The sequence below is a fragment of the Lamprobacter modestohalophilus genome (genome assembly GCF_016583905.1).
Lineage (GTDB): Bacteria > Pseudomonadota > Gammaproteobacteria > Chromatiales > Chromatiaceae > Lamprobacter > Lamprobacter modestohalophilus.
Genome location: NZ_NRRY01000072.1, coordinates 1 through 18,069, shown reverse-complemented (window position 1 = coordinate 18,069; position 18,069 = coordinate 1). Strand labels below are relative to the sequence as shown.

At 61.3% G+C, this 18,069-nt stretch carries 19 protein-coding genes and 1 pseudogene; 8 read left to right on the top strand and 12 right to left on the bottom strand.

Annotated elements, in window-relative coordinates; genetic code table 11:
• Window positions 1–233: hypothetical protein (locus tag CKO42_RS26975; RefSeq protein WP_207148815.1), on the top strand; the 233-nt coding region annotated here is incomplete at its 5' end.
• Between the two features lie 172 nt (window positions 234–405).
• Window positions 406–1,026, top strand: coding sequence for a Uma2 family endonuclease (locus tag CKO42_RS27660; protein ID WP_242479660.1), 621 nt, complete (start codon window positions 406–408; stop codon window positions 1,024–1,026).
• 14 nt (window positions 1,027–1,040) lie between these two features.
• Here the strand turns inward: CKO42_RS27660 and CKO42_RS27655 are convergent.
• The 5 genes and pseudogenes from CKO42_RS27655 to CKO42_RS23915 form a co-directional block, all read right to left on the bottom strand.
• Window positions 1,041–1,157: pseudogene (locus CKO42_RS27655) on the bottom strand (type II toxin-antitoxin system HicB family antitoxin); the annotation flags it as partial.
• Window positions 1,158–1,228: 71 nt separating this feature from the next.
• The gene (cysN, locus tag CKO42_RS23930; RefSeq protein ID WP_200250477.1) at window positions 1,229–3,139 is read right to left on the bottom strand and encodes a sulfate adenylyltransferase subunit CysN; all 1,911 of its coding nucleotides are present in this window, start codon (window positions 3,137–3,139) and stop codon (window positions 1,229–1,231) included.
• Entirely contained in the window at window positions 3,139–4,038 is a 900-nt protein-coding gene (gene cysD, locus CKO42_RS23925; RefSeq protein WP_338034993.1) for a sulfate adenylyltransferase subunit CysD, read from the bottom strand. Before cysD ends, cysN begins: the two co-directional genes overlap by 1 nt.
• A 138-nt stretch (window positions 4,039–4,176) precedes the next feature.
• Window positions 4,177–4,830 carry an SOUL family heme-binding protein gene (locus CKO42_RS23920; RefSeq protein ID WP_200250459.1) on the bottom strand — a complete coding sequence of 218 codons (654 nt, stop codon included), beginning with the start codon at window positions 4,828–4,830 and terminating at the stop codon, window positions 4,177–4,179.
• 59 nt (window positions 4,831–4,889) lie between these two features.
• Complete coding sequence (locus tag CKO42_RS23915) at window positions 4,890–5,963, bottom strand: ligand-binding sensor domain-containing protein (RefSeq protein WP_200250457.1); 1,074 nt, start codon at window positions 5,961–5,963, stop codon at window positions 4,890–4,892.
• Window positions 5,964–6,187: 224 nt separating this feature from the next.
• Between CKO42_RS23915 and gltX the strand changes: the two genes are divergently transcribed.
• Window positions 6,188–7,603: a glutamate--tRNA ligase gene (gene gltX, locus CKO42_RS23910; RefSeq protein ID WP_200250455.1), complete on the top strand. Its 1,416-nt coding sequence runs from the start codon at window positions 6,188–6,190 to the stop codon at window positions 7,601–7,603.
• A 208-nt stretch (window positions 7,604–7,811) separates the two neighbouring features.
• Here gltX and mepK read toward each other — a convergent pair whose 3' ends face one another.
• On the bottom strand, window positions 7,812–8,339 hold the full coding sequence (gene mepK, locus CKO42_RS23905; protein ID WP_200250453.1) for a peptidoglycan L,D-endopeptidase MepK: 528 nt from the start codon (window positions 8,337–8,339) through the stop codon (window positions 7,812–7,814).
• A gap of 273 nt (window positions 8,340–8,612) precedes the next feature.
• Here mepK and CKO42_RS23900 point away from each other — a divergent pair, with 273 nt between their 5' ends.
• On the top strand, window positions 8,613–9,377 hold the full coding sequence (locus tag CKO42_RS23900) for a transglycosylase SLT domain-containing protein (protein WP_242479659.1): 765 nt from the start codon (window positions 8,613–8,615) through the stop codon (window positions 9,375–9,377).
• Window positions 9,378–9,395: 18 nt separating this feature from the next.
• Here CKO42_RS23900 and CKO42_RS23895 read toward each other — a convergent pair whose 3' ends face one another.
• Together CKO42_RS23895 and CKO42_RS23890 are read right to left on the bottom strand one after the other, a co-directional pair.
• Window positions 9,396–9,614 carry a hypothetical protein gene (locus tag CKO42_RS23895; protein ID WP_200250450.1) on the bottom strand — a complete coding sequence of 73 codons (219 nt, stop codon included), beginning with the start codon at window positions 9,612–9,614 and terminating at the stop codon, window positions 9,396–9,398.
• Window positions 9,615–9,795: 181 nt separating this feature from the next.
• Window positions 9,796–10,650, bottom strand: a complete 855-nt coding sequence (locus CKO42_RS23890) for a pentapeptide repeat-containing protein (protein ID WP_200250448.1) — start codon at window positions 10,648–10,650, stop codon at window positions 9,796–9,798.
• A 156-nt stretch (window positions 10,651–10,806) separates the two neighbouring features.
• Between CKO42_RS23890 and CKO42_RS23885 the strand changes: the two genes are divergently transcribed.
• The 3 genes from CKO42_RS23885 to CKO42_RS23875 all read left to right on the top strand — a co-directional run bounded on the left by CKO42_RS23885 (window position 10,807) and on the right by CKO42_RS23875 (window position 14,003).
• Window positions 10,807–12,078: an O-acetylhomoserine aminocarboxypropyltransferase/cysteine synthase family protein gene (locus tag CKO42_RS23885; RefSeq protein ID WP_200250446.1), complete on the top strand. Its 1,272-nt coding sequence runs from the start codon at window positions 10,807–10,809 to the stop codon at window positions 12,076–12,078.
• A 144-nt stretch (window positions 12,079–12,222) separates the two neighbouring features.
• Window positions 12,223–12,915 carry a type 1 glutamine amidotransferase gene (locus CKO42_RS23880; RefSeq protein WP_200250435.1) on the top strand — a complete coding sequence of 231 codons (693 nt, stop codon included), beginning with the start codon at window positions 12,223–12,225 and terminating at the stop codon, window positions 12,913–12,915.
• 131 nt (window positions 12,916–13,046) lie between these two features.
• Window positions 13,047–14,003, top strand: coding sequence for a PDZ domain-containing protein (locus tag CKO42_RS23875; RefSeq protein WP_200250431.1), 957 nt, complete (start codon window positions 13,047–13,049; stop codon window positions 14,001–14,003).
• A 256-nt stretch (window positions 14,004–14,259) separates the two neighbouring features.
• Here CKO42_RS23875 and CKO42_RS23870 read toward each other — a convergent pair whose 3' ends face one another.
• The 3 genes from CKO42_RS23870 to CKO42_RS23860 all read right to left on the bottom strand — a co-directional run bounded on the left by CKO42_RS23870 (window position 14,260) and on the right by CKO42_RS23860 (window position 17,064).
• Window positions 14,260–15,438 carry a ribonucleotide-diphosphate reductase subunit beta gene (locus tag CKO42_RS23870; protein ID WP_200250481.1) on the bottom strand — a complete coding sequence of 393 codons (1,179 nt, stop codon included), beginning with the start codon at window positions 15,436–15,438 and terminating at the stop codon, window positions 14,260–14,262.
• A 380-nt stretch (window positions 15,439–15,818) separates the two neighbouring features.
• Window positions 15,819–16,367: a phosphate-starvation-inducible PsiE family protein gene (locus tag CKO42_RS23865; RefSeq protein ID WP_200250428.1), complete on the bottom strand. Its 549-nt coding sequence runs from the start codon at window positions 16,365–16,367 to the stop codon at window positions 15,819–15,821.
• Window positions 16,368–16,371: 4 nt separating this feature from the next.
• Complete coding sequence (locus tag CKO42_RS23860; protein ID WP_200250424.1) at window positions 16,372–17,064, bottom strand: DUF3298 and DUF4163 domain-containing protein; 693 nt, start codon at window positions 17,062–17,064, stop codon at window positions 16,372–16,374.
• Here CKO42_RS23860 and CKO42_RS23855 point away from each other — a divergent pair.
• Window positions 17,063–17,419 carry a hypothetical protein gene (locus CKO42_RS23855; RefSeq protein ID WP_200250402.1) on the top strand — a complete coding sequence of 119 codons (357 nt, stop codon included), beginning with the start codon at window positions 17,063–17,065 and terminating at the stop codon, window positions 17,417–17,419. The genes CKO42_RS23860 and CKO42_RS23855 overlap by 2 nt on opposite strands.
• Here the strand turns inward: CKO42_RS23855 and CKO42_RS23850 are convergent.
• Window positions 17,404–17,886 (bottom strand): restriction endonuclease, encoded by a 483-nt coding sequence (locus tag CKO42_RS23850; protein ID WP_200250400.1) that lies wholly within the window; start codon window positions 17,884–17,886, stop codon window positions 17,404–17,406. The genes CKO42_RS23855 and CKO42_RS23850 overlap by 16 nt on opposite strands.
• Between the last annotated feature and the right edge of the window lie 183 nt (window positions 17,887–18,069).

Here is an 18,069-nt window from a genome sequence, read left to right as displayed (position 1 = left end):
GACTCCGCGATGCCAGCCGCTCGAAGAGATCCCAACTCGGGTTCATCATCAACACGTCCTTCGCCTGGGCTGCGCTCCTGAGCACGGATGTCGGGGTTTCCACAGCCTGGGCTGAAGCCGCTGGAGGTGAGGCGATGGCAGGTTTCAGCCCCGTGAACGGTTACAGGTTGTCATTGAGGGATCAATTTCGGGATGACGCGCAGGCCGCCGTCTGCAAGTATCAACCGAGCTAGCGGCTGCGGTAGGTGTTTCAGACTGACAAAGGAAAAATAGGGCGTTGAACTCTTAAGATTCCGCCGCACGTGGACCAAAGTGCCCAAGGTAGTCCAAGATGGCATGGATAAACAGGGCGGGCTAATATTGACCTTCAATGCATGAGCAATCTTGTCCTCATCATCCATGCCGATGTCTATCGCAACCGCTTACCAGCCGGAATCGCATCGTCTTCTCACCATCGAGGAGCTACCTGATGCTGTGGGCGACAGCCTTGGGGAGCTCATCGACGGGAGGTTTTTTCCGATGCTGCCAACCGGCTGGCCGCACGCCTCCATCGAAGCCCGGATGACCAGCAAGCTCCAGCAGTACGTTGACGCTAACCCAGTCGGCGTCGTGCTGGCAGGCGAGATTGGTGTCATCATCCGGCGCGATCCTGATACGTTGCGCGGTGCTGACCTCGCCTTCGTCTCGCATGATCGCCTCGCTCGGGCATCGCCGAGTGGATACTTGGATGTTGCGCCGGAGCTGGTCGTCGAGATCATCTCGCCGAACGATCGTTGGACCGAGATCACCGCCAAGCTGCTGGATGACTACTTCAGTATTGGGGTCGAGCTGGTCTGGATCTTGGACCCGCGCAGCCGACGGGTGAGCTGCTATCGCAGTCCCACGGAGCTAGAGTTGCGCGGCGCGGGTGATACGCTCACCGCTGAGCCCATGTTGCCGGGCCTGAGGCTGTCGGTCGCTGACTTGTTTGGCAAGACGCCCGAGGCCTCTTCCGTTGCAGCTAAATCCGCTGAGACTGCGATGTAGTCGGTGATCGCGTCTGCGATGTTTTCTAAGGCTTCTTGCTCTGTTTTCCCTTGAGACCAGCAGCCAGGTAGACCTGGGCAGGAAACGCTAAAGCCCTCGTCAGTTCTTCGCAGAGACACTTTGTATTTCATTGGCTACCTCAAGCGCTTTGATTGCGCGATGGCGAACCTGATTTTCGATCACCGTTGAGTCCACATCGGCCTTAGATTAGGCAGCGCGCGACAATCTGATCAGCGGCCTCTTCAGCCGATAGCGCTGTCGTGTCAATATGCAGCTCCGGATGCTCCGGCGGCTCATAGGGACTGTCAAAGCCGGTTAGGTTCTTCAGCTCACCAGCACGGGCACGCTGATAGAGCCCTTCCGGATCACGCGCCTCGGCGACCGAGAGCGGCGTATCGATGAAGACCTCGATGAACTCGCCCTCGGGCATCAGCTGGCGTACCTGATCGCGCTCGCTGCGGAACGGCGAGATGAAGGCGCAGATGACGATGAGTCCGGCGTCGGTCATCAGCCGGGCGACGGCGCCGACGCGGCGGATGTTCTCGACCCGATCGGCCTTGGTGAAACCGAGATCCTGGCTCAGGCCATGGCGGACGTTGCGGCCGTCGAGCAGGAAGGTATGGCGGCCGAGGGCATGCAGCTTCTTCTCGACCAGGTTGGCGATAGTCGATTTTCCCGCCGCCGGTAGGCCGGTGAGCCAGAGCAGCCGAGGCTGTTGCTGCTTCATCGCCGCATGGGCAGCGCGGTCCACCTCGAGATGCTGCCAGGGCAGGTTGTGGCTGCGGCGCAGCGCGAAGTGGATCATCCCGGCGCCGATGGTGTGATGGGTGAAGCGGTCGATGAGGATGAAGCCGCCAAGATCAGGCGTCTGCTCGTAGGCCTCGAACGGGATCGCGCGATCGGTGGCGATGTTGCACACGCCGATGCCATTTAGCTCCAGCGTCTTGCCCGGCTCGTGGGCGAGGCTGTTGATGTTGATCTGATACTTCTGGCTGGTCACGGTCGCGCTGAGCAGGTTGGTGCCGATCTTCATCAGGTAGGCGCGGCCGGGCAGCATCGGCTCCTCGGCCATCCAGACCAGGGTGACCTCGAACTGATCAGCGACCTCGACCGGATGCTCGGCGGCGGCGATGACCTGTCCACGCGAGCAGTCGATCTCGTCGTTGAGCGTCAGCGTTACCGATTGCCCGGCGTGCGCGGCCTCGAGATCGCCATCCAGGGTGACGACGCGGGCGATGGTAGAGCCTTGAGCGCCGGGCTGGACCTTCACGGCATCGCCAGGGCGCACCGTGCCGCTGACGATCTGGCCGGAGAAGCCGCGGAAATCCAGGTTCGGTCGATTGACCCATTGCACCGGCATCCGCAACGGCTGCGCCGCGAGAACCTGCTCATCGATCTCGACCGTCTCCAAGTGATGCAGCAGGGTTGGCCCCCGATACCAAGGCGTGGCCTCGCTGAGGGTGATGATGTTATCGCCCATCAGGCCCGAGACCGGCACCGCGACGAAGTCCTCGATGCCGATCTGTTGGGCGAAGGCGCGATAGTCGGCAACGATCTCATCGAATACTGACTGCTTGTAGTCGACCAGATCCATCTTGTTGATCGCCAGCAACACATGGCGGATGCCGACCAGCTTGGCCAAGTAGCTATGGCGCCGGGTCTGGATCAGTATCCCTTTGCGCGCATCGATCAGGATCACCGCCAGCTGCGCGGTGGAGGCGCCGGTGACCATGTTGCGCGTGTACTGCTCATGACCCGGGGTGTCGGCGACGATGAACTTGCGCGCCTCGGTGGCGAAGAAACGATAGGCGACATCGATGGTGATGCCCTGCTCGCGCTCGGCGGCGAGACCGTCGACCAGCAGGGCAAAATCGATTGCCTCGCCTTGGGTGCCGACGCGCTTGGAGTCGGCCTCGAGCGAGGCGAGCTGATCCTCGAAGATCATCTTGCTGTCGTAGAGCAGGCGCCCGATCAGGGTCGACTTGCCGTCATCGACGCTGCCGCAGGTGATGAAGCGCAGCATGGTCTTGTGCTGATGCTGCTCCAGGTAGGCGTCGATGTCCTCGGCGATCAGCGCCTCGGTGCGGTAGACGGGCTCGATTGGTGCGCTCATCAGAAGTAACCCTCTTGCTTCTTCTTCTCCATGCTGGCCGACTGATCATGGTCGATGGCGCGGCCTTGGCGCTCGGAGGTGGTGGTGAGCAGCATCTCTTGGATGACCTCGGGCAGGGTCTGGGCGCGGCTCTCGACGGCGCCGGTGAGCGGATAGCAGCCGAGGGTGCGGAAGCGAATCCAGCGCTCCTCGACCTGCTCGCCATCGCGGAACCGGAAACGCTCATCGTCGATCATCAGCAGCAAGCCATCACGCTCCACGGTCGGGCGCGGCGCGCTGAAGTAGAGCGGGACGATCTCGATGCCCTCGACATGGATGTACTGCCAGATGTCGAGCTCGGTCCAGTTCGACATCGGAAAGACGCGGATGCTCTCGCCTTGATTCTTGCGGGTGTTGTAGAGACGCCAGAGCTCGGGGCGCTGGTTCTTCGGGTCCCAGCGGTGGTTGGCGGAGCGGAACGAGAAGATGCGCTCCTTGGCGCGGCTCTTCTCCTCGTCGCGCCTTGCGCCGCCGAAGGCGGCGTCAAAACCGTAATGATCAAGTGCCTGCTTCAGGCCCTCGGTCTTCCACATGTCCGTGTGTAGGCTGCCGTGGTCGAACGGGTTGATGCCGCGCGCCTTGGCCTCGGGGTTCTGATGCACCAGCAGTTCCATGCCGGCCTCGCGGGCGGCGCGCTCGCGCAGCGCGTACATGGCCTGGAACTTCCAGGTCGTATCCACGTGAAGCAGCGGAAACGGCGGCGGCGACGGATAGAACGCCTTTCTGGCGACGTGCAGCATGGCCGCGGAATCCTTGCCGACCGAGTACAGCATCACCGGCTTCTCGGCCTCGGCCGCGACCTCGCGCATGATGTGGATGCTCTCCGCCTCGAGACGCTCGAGGTGGGTTAAAGACTTCATTGGCAATCGTTCTCCAACGCGAGGGTTGATCGTGACCGGGTTGATCGTGACCGGGTTGATCGTGACCGGGGCTCATCAGGCGCAGGGCCGATATCGCCAGCGCAGCAATCCGTCGCTGCTGCGCTGCGCTGTGCTGGCTCAAGGTTGCTGGGATGAGACCTCGAACAGGACTTCATTGCGACGCAGCGGACCCGGGGTGAAGGGATCATTGTAGTACGCATAGATCGGCTCGCCGCGCGACTCGAGCCCGCGTTCGGCCATCCAGGCCTCGAGCCGCGCTTGCTGCTCGGCGATGGCCTGATCATTGGTCCTGCCGCTGAAGCGCACGGCGGCAACGCTTCGCGCGGGTATTTTGTCTAGACGAACCTGGTCGTTGCCGGGGGGCGGCAGATCCTCCAACCCGAATTCGGCCGGCATGATGAACTGGACGCTCCAGTTGCCGTCGTTCGTAGGAGTTTGGGTCACCGGCGCCGTCATCGCGATCTTCTCGTCAGCGGCGAGCGCGCGTTGTTGCACCGGCGCGGTCATCGCGATCCGCTCGCCGCCCCGCTCCTTGGCGAAGATGTAGCGGGCGAGTGGGCCGAAGCCGCTGCTCAGGCTCTGTTGGCGGCTGCCGCTGCCGCTGACCTCGGCGACGACGAGCGGTGGGTAGTCGCGCAGCTCGAAATCGCCATCTTGAACGACAACCTGGTAGTCGGGCTTCTCGACATTTTGGATCACGTAGACGAAGACCAGCATGGCGATGAAGCCAACGACGAGCGCGCTGCCAAGCAGGATGATAAAGAGCTTCATGGTAGAGGGTCGTTCAATGGTTTCAGCCTAAGAGGATTTCAGCCTAAGAGGATTTCAGCCTAAGAGGTATGGGGCGCCTCGTCATCGATCGTATGGCAGCTTGGTATCAGCAAGCCGCCAAGGATCAACAGTATCAGGCCGGCGAGCGAGATCCAGTACCAGCCCTTCAGCCCCATCGGACCAAACTGATAGACCGAGCCGGCGCTTAGCATGACACCGTCACCGAAGGGCACGATCCAGCTCACCCCATACTGCACATGGTCTGGTGGCGCCTGGATCAGCTCGGCAAAGGCCTTAGCCTCGAGGGCGTCGCCTGACTCATCGATCTCGACGCGTAAGAGGCCATCGTCGCTGCCGATCCAGAGCCGCTCAGCCTGCTTGGACTTGGCAGGCTCGAGGTAGAGCGAGAGCATGCGGCTGTTCTCGAGGCCGACCTTCAGCCGCTGCCAGGGCTGCAGTGGCGCTTCCTGCCAGTACAGACCCTGGTCACTGCCGGCGATCAGCCGACCGCCGTCGGTGATGACGAAGCTGAAGATGTTGATGCCCTCGGGCAGCTCCTCCCGGTTGGGCTGCCAGCTGAGCGGGTCAGCGGCCTTGGCACTGAAGACGCCATCACCGACGCTGCCGAGGTGCAGCCACAGCTCATCGCCTACCTGCTGGGTTTCGAGCCGGTAGATACTGGTGCCTTCGAGCGCCTGCAGCCATTGGCCATCGCCCTGCACATAGAGCCCATTGCCGGTTCCGACCAAGAGCCGGCCGCCGGCTAGGATCTCGTCGCGTACCCGCACCGGCAGCGCTGGCATGCCCGCTGGGACATTGTAGAGGCCGCCGCCCGTGCCGATCGGGCCCTTCGAGGCGTCGCCGGAGAGGTCTGCTGAGAGCGCGGTGACCGGATGACCGCCGAGATTCACGTTAACGCGGGTCCAGAGGTCGCTGGCGTAACGCCAGAGCTCACCGTCTTGGGTGCCGGCCAGGATGGAGCCGTCATCGGCGCGTGCGAGATCGGTGATATGGCCGCTGCCGATGGGTGCGTTGCGCACCAACCGCTCGCCACCCGGGATGAGCGGACCGGCGATCAGCAGGATGAGTCCCAGCACGGCGATGCCGATGGCGATGGGGCGACTGGCTTTCATGAAGTCTCCTCGGGTCCAAGTTGTTCGTGGGTGTTATTCGAGCGTGTTATCGCGCGTGTCAGACCAGCGCCTCGCGCTTGCTCGACTTGCGGGCTTAGCACTTTAGGCTGGCGGCTTCTAGCAAGTGACGGTCGGCGGACCGCCAAGCAAGTGGGAAACTGGGGGCAGCGCCTCTGCTATCATCGCCGACCTTGGCATGTTGCAACAGACCTGAGAGCAGCGCGATGACCGTTCGTACCCGTTTTGCCCCATCTCCGACTGGCTACCTGCATGTGGGCGGAGCCCGCACAGCGCTGTTCAGTTATCTGTTCGCGCGCCGGCATGGGGGGCAATTCGTGCTCAGGATCGAAGATACCGACCTTGAGCGCTCCACGGCGGAGTCCGTGAACGCGATCATGGAAGGCATGACCTGGCTCGGCCTCGATTACGACGAGGGGCCATTCTTTCAGACCGAACGCTTCGAGCGCTATCAAACGATCATCGATGAGCTGCTCGACAAAGGCCTCGCGTACCGCTGCGACTGTCCGAAGGAGCGGCTCGAGCGCCTGCGCGACAAGCAGATGGCGGCCAAGGTGAAGCCGCGCTACGACGGTCATTGCCGTGGTCGCCAGATCGATCCCGAGCAGCCACATGTGGTGCGCTTCAAGAACCCGGTCGATGGCGCGGTGATCGTCGAGGATCTGATCCGCGGTCGGGTGCCCTTCGCCAATGCCGAGCTGGATGATCTGATCATCCGCCGCAGCGACGGTTCGCCGACCTATAACCTGACCGTGGTCGTCGACGATGCCGAGATGGAGATCAGCCACGTCATCCGCGGAGATGACCATCTGACCAATACCCCGCGCCAGATCAACATCCTCAAGGCGCTGGGCCACGAGCCGCCCAAGTATGCGCATGTGCCGATGATCCTAGGGCCGGACGGCAAGCGACTGTCGAAGCGCCATGGGGCGGTCAGCGTGGTCGCTTATCGGGACGCTGGCTATCTGCCCGAGGCGCTGCTCAACTATCTGATCCGCCTGGGCTGGTCGCATGGGGATCAGGAGGTCTTTTCACTCGATGAGATGATCTCGTTGTTCGATATCGCCGATGTCAATACCGCCGCCTCGGCCTTCAACGTCGATAAGCTCGACTGGCTCAATCAGCACTACATCCAGCACGCTGATCCACTGCGTATCGCGCGGCTACTGAGTCCGCACATGGGCGAGATCGGGATTGATCCATCAGAGGGGCCGGACCTGGTGGCCGTGGTCGAGGCGCAGGCTGCGCGAGCCAAGACGCTGACTGAGTTGGCGCGCATCAGCGCCTTCTGCTATCAGGATTTCGACGACTACGAGGAGACCGCCGCAAAGAAGCATTTGCGGCCAGTCGCGCGGCCGGCGCTCGAGCGGCTGCGCGCCGAGCTGGATATGCTGGCGCTCGAGGATTGGGAGCCGGAGACGCTGCACCGCGTGATCGAGCGGGTTTCCGAGGCGCTTGAGCTGAATATGGGGAAGGTAGCCCAGCCGCTGCGGGTGGCCATCGTCGGTCGTGCCGCATCGCCCGGGATCGACATCACCTTACAGTTGGTCGGCAAGGCAGCGACCTTGCGCCGCATCGATCGGGCCTTGGCCTTCATCGACGCGCGTGCCGCGAATGGTTGACGAGCAGCGAGTGATCAAGCTGTCGGCGTCGGCAGGGGACCGCTGAAGAGCCCGCCCCGCGTCTGCGTTTGAGAGCAGAACGGAAGGCGGGCTCGGCGAACATTTGAAGCGCGTCGGTTAACGTGAATTTCACGCGCGATTCAGGTTCTAGGGTGCCGCCGTGCCATGAGAGTTAGGGCGTTGACCCGATATCGATGCCAAGACCGGTCTAGGCCCCCCACTGCCTGACCGTTCCCGTGTCGAGATGGACGAAATTGGAGCGCGAGTAATAGCCGACGCCACCTCGGCTCAGCCGCAGGGCTGCGTCGCGGATGCTGCGTGTTGGCATATCGCTGACGCGGATATCGATGGCTTTGCCGCTCATGTGCAAGCTGCGTTTTGCGACCCCGCTTGAGGTTCTGCTGAGCATCGCGTTGGTCTTTGGAGAGCGGTAGCCGCTGACGATCTCGAAGACGGCGTCGGTGTGGCCGAGCGACTGCTTGATGTCGTACAGCAGGTCGAACAGCTGCGGATCGATGGTGGCGATGTCGCCGGTGCGGAAGTCTCGTAAGAAGTCGTTGAGTCGTGCTAACGAGCTGCGTTGATAGTGATCGCCCTTGCGGTAGGTCAGTGTCAGGCGTTCGTCGGTATGGAGATGATGGAAGGAGAGAATGCGAGGCGTGTCAAGGTTGCGGCGGGCAAAGGTGGGCGCTGACGCCACGGCCAAGGCCGCGCCGAGAAAGATCCGTCGGTTCACGAGTGTTCCCCCTAGAAAACGATCATGTTGTTGTGCAGTTCGAGTATAGGCGGGGGTGGGATAAAAGCAATAGCCGATTGGCGATTGGTTGACGTCCGTGGGCCGTGCTCTAAACTACATCAACGATAATGGTTAAGCATCCGTTTGAACTGAAGAAATCTGATGCGTGCTCGAATGACCCAATTCGCTGTCTCGAACCGGTTTTTGCGCTTTCTCAAGAGGCTGTCGACAGGGCTGGAGGTAAAGGCGATGGTGGCCAAGGCTAGGCCCAGCTTGTCAGCCAAGGCATGTGTTGGCGGCGTTCGGCGTTGGTGCTCGGCTGCTGGGCTGGTCGCGAGCAGTCTGGTCCTCGTACTGGCGACGAACCCTGTCAGCGCAGATGTCTTCAAGTACATCGACCAACATGGCAACGTCTTCTTCTCTGATGAGCCCTTGACGAGCACGGGCCTCAAGCTTGAGTGGAAGCGGACCGCGACGCGGCTTGCGGCCCAGAACCGAGAGCAGTCGGAGTCGATCCGGCGCAAGCAAGCAGAGGTGAACGCCAGACTCAAGGCGCGCTCAGAGGCTGAGGCTGCGGTTGCCGAGGTCTACGAGAGGCGGCCGGTTGCTCCTGTAAGCGGATCGATGTGGGTGCGTCGGACGCGCTTTCAGCCGCTCATTGAAAGCGCTGCTCGGCGCCACGGGCTGGTACCTGAACTCTTGCATGCGGTGATCCGCACAGAGTCAGCCTACAAGCCGAACGCGCTCTCGCACGCTGGGGCCTGTGGGCTGATGCAGCTGATGCCGGGTACAGCAGAGCGATTTCGGGTCACCGAGATCTGGGACCCGGCCCAGAACATCGAAGGCGGCGCAGCCTATCTTCGCTTCTTGCTGGATCTGTTTGATAACGATATCCGGCTTGCGCTAGCGGGCTACAACGCCGGCGAGGGCGCGGTCAAGCGCTACGGTAACCAGATTCCGCCCTATCCAGAGACGCAGAACTACGTGCGCAAGGTGCTGCAGTTTCTTTGGGCCGAAGAGGAGTCGCGACAGTCTTGAGCGGCCCTTGCTGCGGACTCAGTCCTCGCCGATGACGCGATTATCTTTCGGTTTGGAGAGCAGTTTCTCGGCCTCGAGTTGGTGCTTGGCGAAGATCATCCGATAGTCAGCATCGTCGCCTTCGGCGCGCTCTGCACGTAGGTTACGCACCGTGGCTCGGGCGTCTTGATAGTGCTCTTGGGTCTCAATATGGGTCAAGAGCATGTTTGGCGTGATCTTGTAGACGAAGTACGGCATTCCTCAAGATTCCATCTTGGCTGACTTGCCCGCAACGCGGCGGAGGCTGGTTCAGCTCGGGTTGGTGACAAAGGGTTTTCGGTTGGCGTTAACATGGGGGCGAGGTCGCGGCGATCGAGGCCTGGTTGTCGACTCGCCTGAGGTTGCTTCGAGTGGTGATGGCTTGATCAGCGCAGATCGATTAGCGCAAGTTCTTTTTGTAGCTCGGGATTTTGGCATTTCTCGCGGTCGAGAAGTTGGCGAACTCCATGGTCACGCTGGCCAACTGCACGCCCTGGAAATCGGCGCCTGTGACGATTGCCCCGCGCAAGATAGCGCCGCCGAGTACAGCGTTGGCCAAGTCGACACCGGTCAGGTTGGCGTTGCGGAAGTTGGCGTCTTGCGCCGAGACATTGCGCAGTCGTGCGTCAGTCAGGTTGGCACCCTCTAGGTTGGCGAGGTTGAGCACCGTAAAGCCATTGGCTTCGCTGCTGGTCAGGTCAGCCTGCACAAGATTGGCCTGTACTAGATTGGCATCGTTGAGATGGCTATCCCGCAGATCAGCCGACGAGAGGTCAGTTTCGCGTAGGTTGGCCTGGATGAACAGTGCGCGAGTCGCGGCTACTTGACTGAGATTGCTGTGGCAAAAGTCGGCACCGCGCATGTCCGCACCGGTCAATCGCGCTCGTTCCAGCTTGGCGAAGCGGATCTCGGCCTTGCGCAGATCGGCGCCTTCTAGGTTCGCATCGGTCAGGTCGGCGCCAGAGAGCACGGCGATGTTGGCCGGGCGCTCGGTACCGGCGCGGACCCGGGCTAGATTCGCCGAGCTTAGGTTGGCGTCGTTCAGATGGGCGCTGAGTAGATTGGCACCGGTCAGTGTGGCGCCCTGCAGATTGGCCCCAACCAGGTCGCTAAACTCAAGGTTGGCATCGGTCAGGTCCATTCCTTGCAGATCGGCGCCGTTCAAGCGCATATCGCGCAGATCCGCTCCGACCAGCGAATCGCCTTCGATGCTGGCCAATAGTTCGCCTGTCTCTTTGTGCTTGATCTCGACCATTCTGTCCTCCAGTGGTTGGCGTAAGCGCTGGCGTTATGCTCTTGTGGGATTTCCAGCGCGTTCCGCTATGCTATCCACCCCGCGCGCCCTTTGCATCAGAAACACCATAAATACCAGAAACAAGGCTGCAGCCGCTCTGCACCCGAGGAGAAGACGATGAAGCTCGAGACACTCGCTATCCACGCCGGCTTTGAGCCAGACCCGACCACCAAGGCGGTGGCAACGCCGATCTATCAGACCACCAGCTACGCGTTCGACGATACGCAGCACGGGGCTGATCTGTTCGATCTGAAGGTGCCAGGCAATATCTACACGCGCATTATGAACCCGACCAGTGATGTGCTGGAGAAGCGCGTCGCGGCGCTGGAAGGCGGAGTCGGTGCGCTCGCGTTGGCTTCTGGCATGGCGGCCGTCACGAATTCAATCTTCACCCTGGCGCAGGCCGGTGACAACATCATCGCCAGCTCGACCCTCTATGGCGGCACCTATAACCTGTTCGCACACACGCTGCCGCGGCTCGGCATCGAGGTGCGGCTGGTCAAGCCGAATGACATCGAGACGATGGCGGCGAAGATCGACGCCAAGACCAAGGCCGTGTTCTGCGAGTCGATCGGCAACCCGGCTGGCAATGTCGCTGATCTCAAGGCGATCGCGGACATGGCACATGCGCAAGGTGTGCCGGTCATCTGCGATAACACGGTGCCAAGTCCTTACCTGTGCCGGCCGTTCGAGCATGGCGCCGACATCGTCGTGCATGCGCTGACCAAGTACATGGGCGGCCATGGCACCACCATCGGCGGCGTGCTGGTCGACTCCGGCACCTTCCCCTGGGCTGAGCACGCCGAGCGCTTCCCGATGCTGAATGAGCCGGATGTCTCCTACCACGGCGTGGTCTATACCGAGGCGCTGGGGCCGGCGGCCTACATCGGTCGTGCCCGCGTGGTGCCGCTGCGCAACATGGGCGCCGCCATCTCGCCGTTTAACAGCTTCTTGATCCTGCAGGGCATCGAGACCCTGCCGGTGCGCATGGATCGCCATTGCGAGAACGCGATCGCGGTCGCCGAGTATCTCAAGGGTCACGCCAAGGTCGAATGGGTGCGCTACGCCGGGCTGCCGGATAGCCCGGATTATCCGCTGGTGCAGCAATACATGGACGGCGCCAAGGCTAGCTCGATCCTCTCTTTCGGGATCAAAGGGGGCCGCGAGGGCGGTGCGCGCTTCATCGATGCGCTCAAGCTCGCGGTGCGGCTGGTCAACATCGGCGATGCCAAGACCCTGGCGTGCCATCCGGCCACCACCACCCATCGGCAGCTCTCGCCCGAGGAGTTGGCCGGTGCCGGGGTCAGCGAGGATCTGGTGCGGCTGTCGATTGGCATTGAGCATATCGATGACATCATCGCCGATTTGGAGCAAGCCTTGGCGGCCTAGCGATTGTCTCAGCAAGGCAGTCTCATCGCGGCTGCTGTCAAGCGGCTGCAGGGGCTGACCTGGCTGTCCCTGGACTAACTCGATCCCGTCGAGAGGGCGTTGGCTGACTCGCCCAGAGCGGACTCACTAGAGAGGCTAGATCTGATGAAGATTCACTGCTTGATGCATGTGCCCTTCGAAGGCCCGGCCCAGATCGCCGACTGGGCCGAGAGCCGTGGTCATCCCATCGCCTTCAGCCATCTGTTCGCTGGTGATGCGCTGCCTGAGCTCGACGTCTTTGATCGCTTGGTGGTGATGGGCGGGCCGATGGGTGTTGGCGATGAGGATCGCTATCCTTGGCTGCGCGCGGAGAAGGCACTGATTCGCTCGGCGATCGATGCCGGTCGCTCGCTGGTTGGCGTCTGTCTCGGGGCGCAACTGATCGCTGAGGCGCTCGGTGCGCCGGTGAGTCGAAATCCTCAGAAAGAGATCGGCTGGTTTCCGATTCGACTGACCGAGGCGGCGCGTGCGCACCCCTTCTGCCAAGACCTCCTCGCCGAGCAACAGGTTTTGCATTGGCATGGCGATACCTTTGCATTGCCGTCCGGGGCGCTGCACCTGGCCGAGAGTGACGCCTGCGCACAGCAAGGTTTTCTCGTCGACGGACGCATCCTTGGCCTGCAGTTTCATTTGGAGATGACGCCGACCAGCTTGCGTACACTCTGCAGCCACTGCGCCGATGAGCTGGTGCCGGACACCTTCGTGCAGCGTGCGGACGAGATGCTTGCGGTATCGCCGGTGCGCTATGAAGAGACGGCGCGGGTGCTCGAGGTCCTCCTCGATCGTCTCGCTGGCTGACTAACTGGCGTTGAGTGTCCACCGTGAGCTTGCCGCCAGCTGGAACGCTTGGTGACGATTGGCAACTAAGGTGCCGTGGCGCAGCGCCTATCCCTCGGCGCTGTCGATATTGAACTGCGAGAGAGCTGCTGATGATCAAGCGACACCTGCTCAGAGCGACCATTGCTCCGACGCTCACCTTCTCGATCGGCCTGGCCACCGGTGCTTGGGTCTTTTCTGGCGAGCTGGCCGATCAGGAGACCGAGAACGAACCGGCTGGGGCTGAGATCACAACCCCTGTGGCGGACCCGGACCCCTCGGATGCCGTCGGTTCCGCGCTGGCGCTGTCCAGCGACAAAGTCGCCGTCGCCGCTGACGAGGAGGCTCAGGTTGCTGAGCAAGAGCCAGTGCAAGAACAGGCTCAGGTGGAAGAGCAACGAATCCTGCTGGCGCGATTGGAAGAGCTCTCGCAGGGCTGGGGCCGGATGCAAGCCGAGCTGGTCGCGCTGCAGCAGCGCGTCGTGAGCCTGGAGCGCCGCCCAGTGCCCGCAGCAGATGATGGCGCAACGGGTGGTCGGGCCGACGCCGCGCGGCCGCGCACACCGCAGGAGCAGCGTGATGCCCTCGTCCGCGCCGGTGTGGCTGCTGGCGCCGCCGATGAGATCCTCTGGCGTCGCTCCCAGGCCGAGCTGGATCGGCTGGAGCTGCGCGATCAGGCCCTTCGTGAGGGCTGGCTCGGTACCGACCGCTATCGAGAAGAGATCCGAGCGCTGAACGCCGAGCGCGTCTCGCTGCGGGATGAACTCGACGTTGAGGCCTACGACCGTTACCTCTACGAGACCGGTGAGACCAATCGGGTCAGTGTTGATTCAGTGATCGCTGGCTCCGCTGGCGACCAGAGTGGCCTGATGCCGGGTGATGTAATCGAGCGTTACGGCGATGAGCTAGTGTTGGACTTCAACGATCTGCGCTCGGCAACCAGTGCCGGCGCGCGTGGTGAGCTGGTGCCGGTCCAGGTGCGCCGCGACGGCCAGGTCGTCGAGGTTTGGATGCCGCGCGGCCCGATTGGTATCCGCCTCGATGCTGCTCGCGTGGACCCAAACAGTTGAACTTACGATCAGGTAGGCCTGGCTGATCATCTGCTCAGAGCAGCTGCTTTGGGCTGACCTCGGATCAGTCCGCCCAAGCAGCCAGGCGCACCTCCGCTAGACCCAAAAAGAGCATTTCAACCGCAGATTACGCAGATGAGCGCAGAGACATTAAGCCACTACGGCCAATCTCTGCTTCACCTGGTCGGTGGCCTTTGTGTTCTCGGTAAGCCACTGTTTCGACCCTTTTTAATCTGCGTCATCTGCGGTTAATAAGTCAATCCCAGCTCAGCGCCCCACCGGTCTGATACTCGGTGACGCGCGTCTCGAAGAAGTTCTTCTCCTTCTTCAGATCCAGCACCTCTGACATCCAAGGGAAAGGGTTGCTGGCGCCTGGATATTGCTCCGGCAGGCCGATCTGCGCGCAGCGGCGGTTGGCGATGAACTGCAGGTATTCCTCGAACATCGGCGCGTTGAGGCCCAGCACCCCTCGTGGCATGGTCTCGTGGGCATACTCGGCCTCGAGCTGTACGGCGTCTCGGATCATGGTGATCAGCTCCTGTTTGAAGCTCTCGGTCCACAGATGCGGGTTCTCGATCTTGATCTGATTGATCACGTCGATGCCGAAGTTCATGTGCATCGACTCATCGCGCAGGATGTACTGGAACTGCTCGGCGGTGCCGGTCATCTTGTTGCGCCGGCCCATGCTCAGCACCTGCACGAAGCCGACGTAGAAGAAGATGCCCTCGAAGATGATGTAGAAGGCGACCATTTCGCGCAGCAGCTTTTGATCGTTCTCTTGCGTGCCCGTATGGAAGTGCGGATCGGCCAGGTACTGGGTGTAGGGCAGCGCCCATTCGGCCTTGCGGGCGACCGAGGGCACCTCGCGGTACATGTTGAAGATCTCGCCTTCGTCCAGGCCCAGGGACTCGACCACGTATTGATAGGCGTGGGTGTGCAGCGCCTCCTCGAAGGCCTGGCGCAGCAGGTACTGGCGGCACTCGGGATTGGTGATGTGGCGGTAGACCGCGAGCACCAGGTTGTTGGCGACCAGCGAGTCGGCGGTGGAGAAGAAGCCGAGGTTGCGCTTGATGATGGTGCGCTCGTCGTCGGTGAGGCCGTTCGGGTCCTTCCAGAGCGCGATGTCGGCGTTCATGTTGATCTCTTGCGGCATCCAGTGATTGGCGCAGGCATCGAGATACTTTTGCCAGGCCCAGTCGTACTTGAAGGGCACGAGCTGGTTGAGATCGGCGTGGCAATTGATGATGCGCTTGTCGTCGACGCGAATGCGCCCGGCGCCGATCTCCAGGCTCTCGAGGCCGGTGGCGCCGCCTTCGGCATTGGGGTCGAACGCCGGCGCGGCTGGCTGCGCGCGCACCGTTTCGTCGTCGAGCAACGCTGGCTGCATCGGCGTGGGGTTCGGGTTGACCATGGGGGCCTGGCCAGCGGTAGCCATCAGTGCCTCGTTGGAGACGATGCCTCGACCGGGCCGAACCGGGGAGCTCGCGGCTGAGGCTGTGGCGGGCGCGGCGCTGGGCAGTGCGAAGTCGTCGTCTCGCTGCGGGTCGCTGTCAGCAGTCTGGCCATCGTCATCTGAATCGAACAGACCTTGAGCCTTGAACGCAGTCTCGTGATCATGCAGAGGGTGGCGTTTGCGCGCTGCGGGCGCTGGGTTGGCGTTGGCGAGGGGATCATCCCAGTTCAGCATGCGGTGGTACTCCGTGGTGGTGGTCTTTTGGGTAAAGGGTTCCGCGGGCCTGGTCGAAGCCGTGGCGAGATCTGACGCCGCTGATTGGGCTTGCTCTGGAGCGCGATGTCAGCCAGGTCCGCGTTGGATCAGTCGGTGTTCGCTTTGGTCTTGCTGCCAGGTAAGAGTGAGCTAGCCGCGACTGGCGGTTGGTCTTTGGCCTCGGCAGCGCGGTCGGCCAGCGAGATCAGCCAGTAGGTGATACCAAGGCCAACGACGATCACCCCCATGCCGATCAGATCGAGCGCGCTGTACTCGGCCATATCGAGGATGATGATCTTTCGGGCGATGGCCATGATCGCGGTCGCCACCACCAGCTTCATCGGGAACACATCAGAGCGGATGTAGAGCCTGATGTTCGAGAAGATCTCGTAGGCGATCAGCACCGCGAGGAAGGCGCCGAAGGTCTTGATGATGTCCGGAATCAGGAAGTACGGCGGCTGGATTAGATTGAGGAAGATGGTGTGGAGCACGCTGATCACGCCAACCAGGATCACGAACACCATCGCGATGGCGAGCACATAGGCGGCGAGGCGCATGATCCGATGCAGCCAGCGCAGGATCGGGTCGCGCTCGTTGGTCGGTAGTTCGTCGTGACCTGCCGTGTTGTGGTTGTTGGTCTGATGGGCGTTGGTCATCAGATTACGGCTCCTGGATCGGGAAGAGGTCCGGGTTGAGTAGGCCGCTAAGCGCGGGGTAAGGCAGCAACAATCGCGTAATGCCAATCGCATAGGGGCCGATCTGATACAGGCCAAAGACCACCTCAAGGCCTTCTGCAATGGGCAGGAGCACCTGATAATTATCAGGCTCAGGTGCCGTGCCACTGACCAGCCATTCGTCATCAGGCTCGAACGGCTCGCGCTGGATCAGCGCCTGGTAGCTGGCCTCGGAAAGGCGTTGTAGCCAGTTGCTGTCTGGCTTGAAGATGGCGGACACCGGTATCGGCTCACCGCTCTGGCGGCTCAATATCAAGGCCTGGTTCTCGGTGCCGCCGTGGGCGCCACCAGTGAAATGGTAGGTCTCGAGATCGACAGTCCAAAAGGTTGGACCTTGGTAGAGCAGTTCGCCGGTGATCGAGAGCCCCCAGGGCGGACCGAGATGCTCGCCGTCGTTGCCTGCGAGGAAGCCTTGGTACTCGTCGCGAAATGCGTCGATCTGACTCAGCACCTGTTGTTCGATGAGGCGATTGGCCGCATTGACCCCGGCAGCGGGCTCGCCGTCTGTGTCGCTCAGCTGAACGAATTGTGCCGCGATCTCGATCTTCGGGCCGTCTTGGGTTAGGCGCACCAGTCCGTTCTCGTGTGTCACCTCGACCGGGCCGATCTCTGAGGCCATGCTGAGGTTGCCGCTGGCTGAGACCAGAAGCAGGGCGGCAAGCGCGGTGCGCCAAAAAACAGTTGCTGTCACCGGTTTGCTCGATGTTGCTCTTTGGGGCTCGGTCGAAAGGTTCATTTTAGGCAACCTCGCTCATAGGGCGGACCTTTGGCACTGGGAGTACGCGATTCTCTGCTTTGAAATGATTCACGACATCCTGCACGACCTCGCAAAGCTCAGCATAGAGCGCGACTGGGTCGTCACCATGTATTCCGGTGATGAGATCAGGGCATTTCCCGATATACACTTGATCCTCGTCACTCCACTCCACCCACTTGTGGTATTTGTCGACATCGTTCATCAGTTGGAGAAATAATCTGAATCGATGCGTTTAACTTCATATGTCGATGCCTTGGCCACGCCAATGCCGTGATCAAACATCAATTTTGCCAACCGGGGGCCATCAATCAAGATGATCTTCATGTCAATTCTTGCCACGTATTCGATGGCCTCACTGGAGAAGCAGGATGTTGTGATAAAAATACCCTTTCTGGCGCGCTGTCCTTGAAGGGCCCCGGCGAACTTTTGGATTTCAGGACGTCCGACGGTGGTCTCCCACCGCTTTGCCTGCAGGTAAATGACATCTAGGCCCAAAGGGTCCTCTTTTATGATGCCATCGATGCCTTCGTCTCCAGATTTGCCGAGTGCTTCGCCGGCATCCTTTCTGCTGCCTCCATAGCCCATTTGTACGATGAGATCGACGACGACTTGCTCAAGAAAGCTAGGCTGGCTTTCCATCAACTGCTCAAGTAAATCGGATTCGACTTGTTGCCGAACGGTCAAATAGGCTTGTTCTAGCGTCTCTTCAGGTGTCTGCGCATCTTTTTCCTCGTCATTATTACTACTTTGTTAGATTAATTCCGAGCCCCTGACTCAACCAGTATCATTCGCGCTATCAGGATCATTTTCTCTGTAATGTCGCTCAATATCTTTACGTCGTTGTGCATGCCGAATATCCATCTGTGC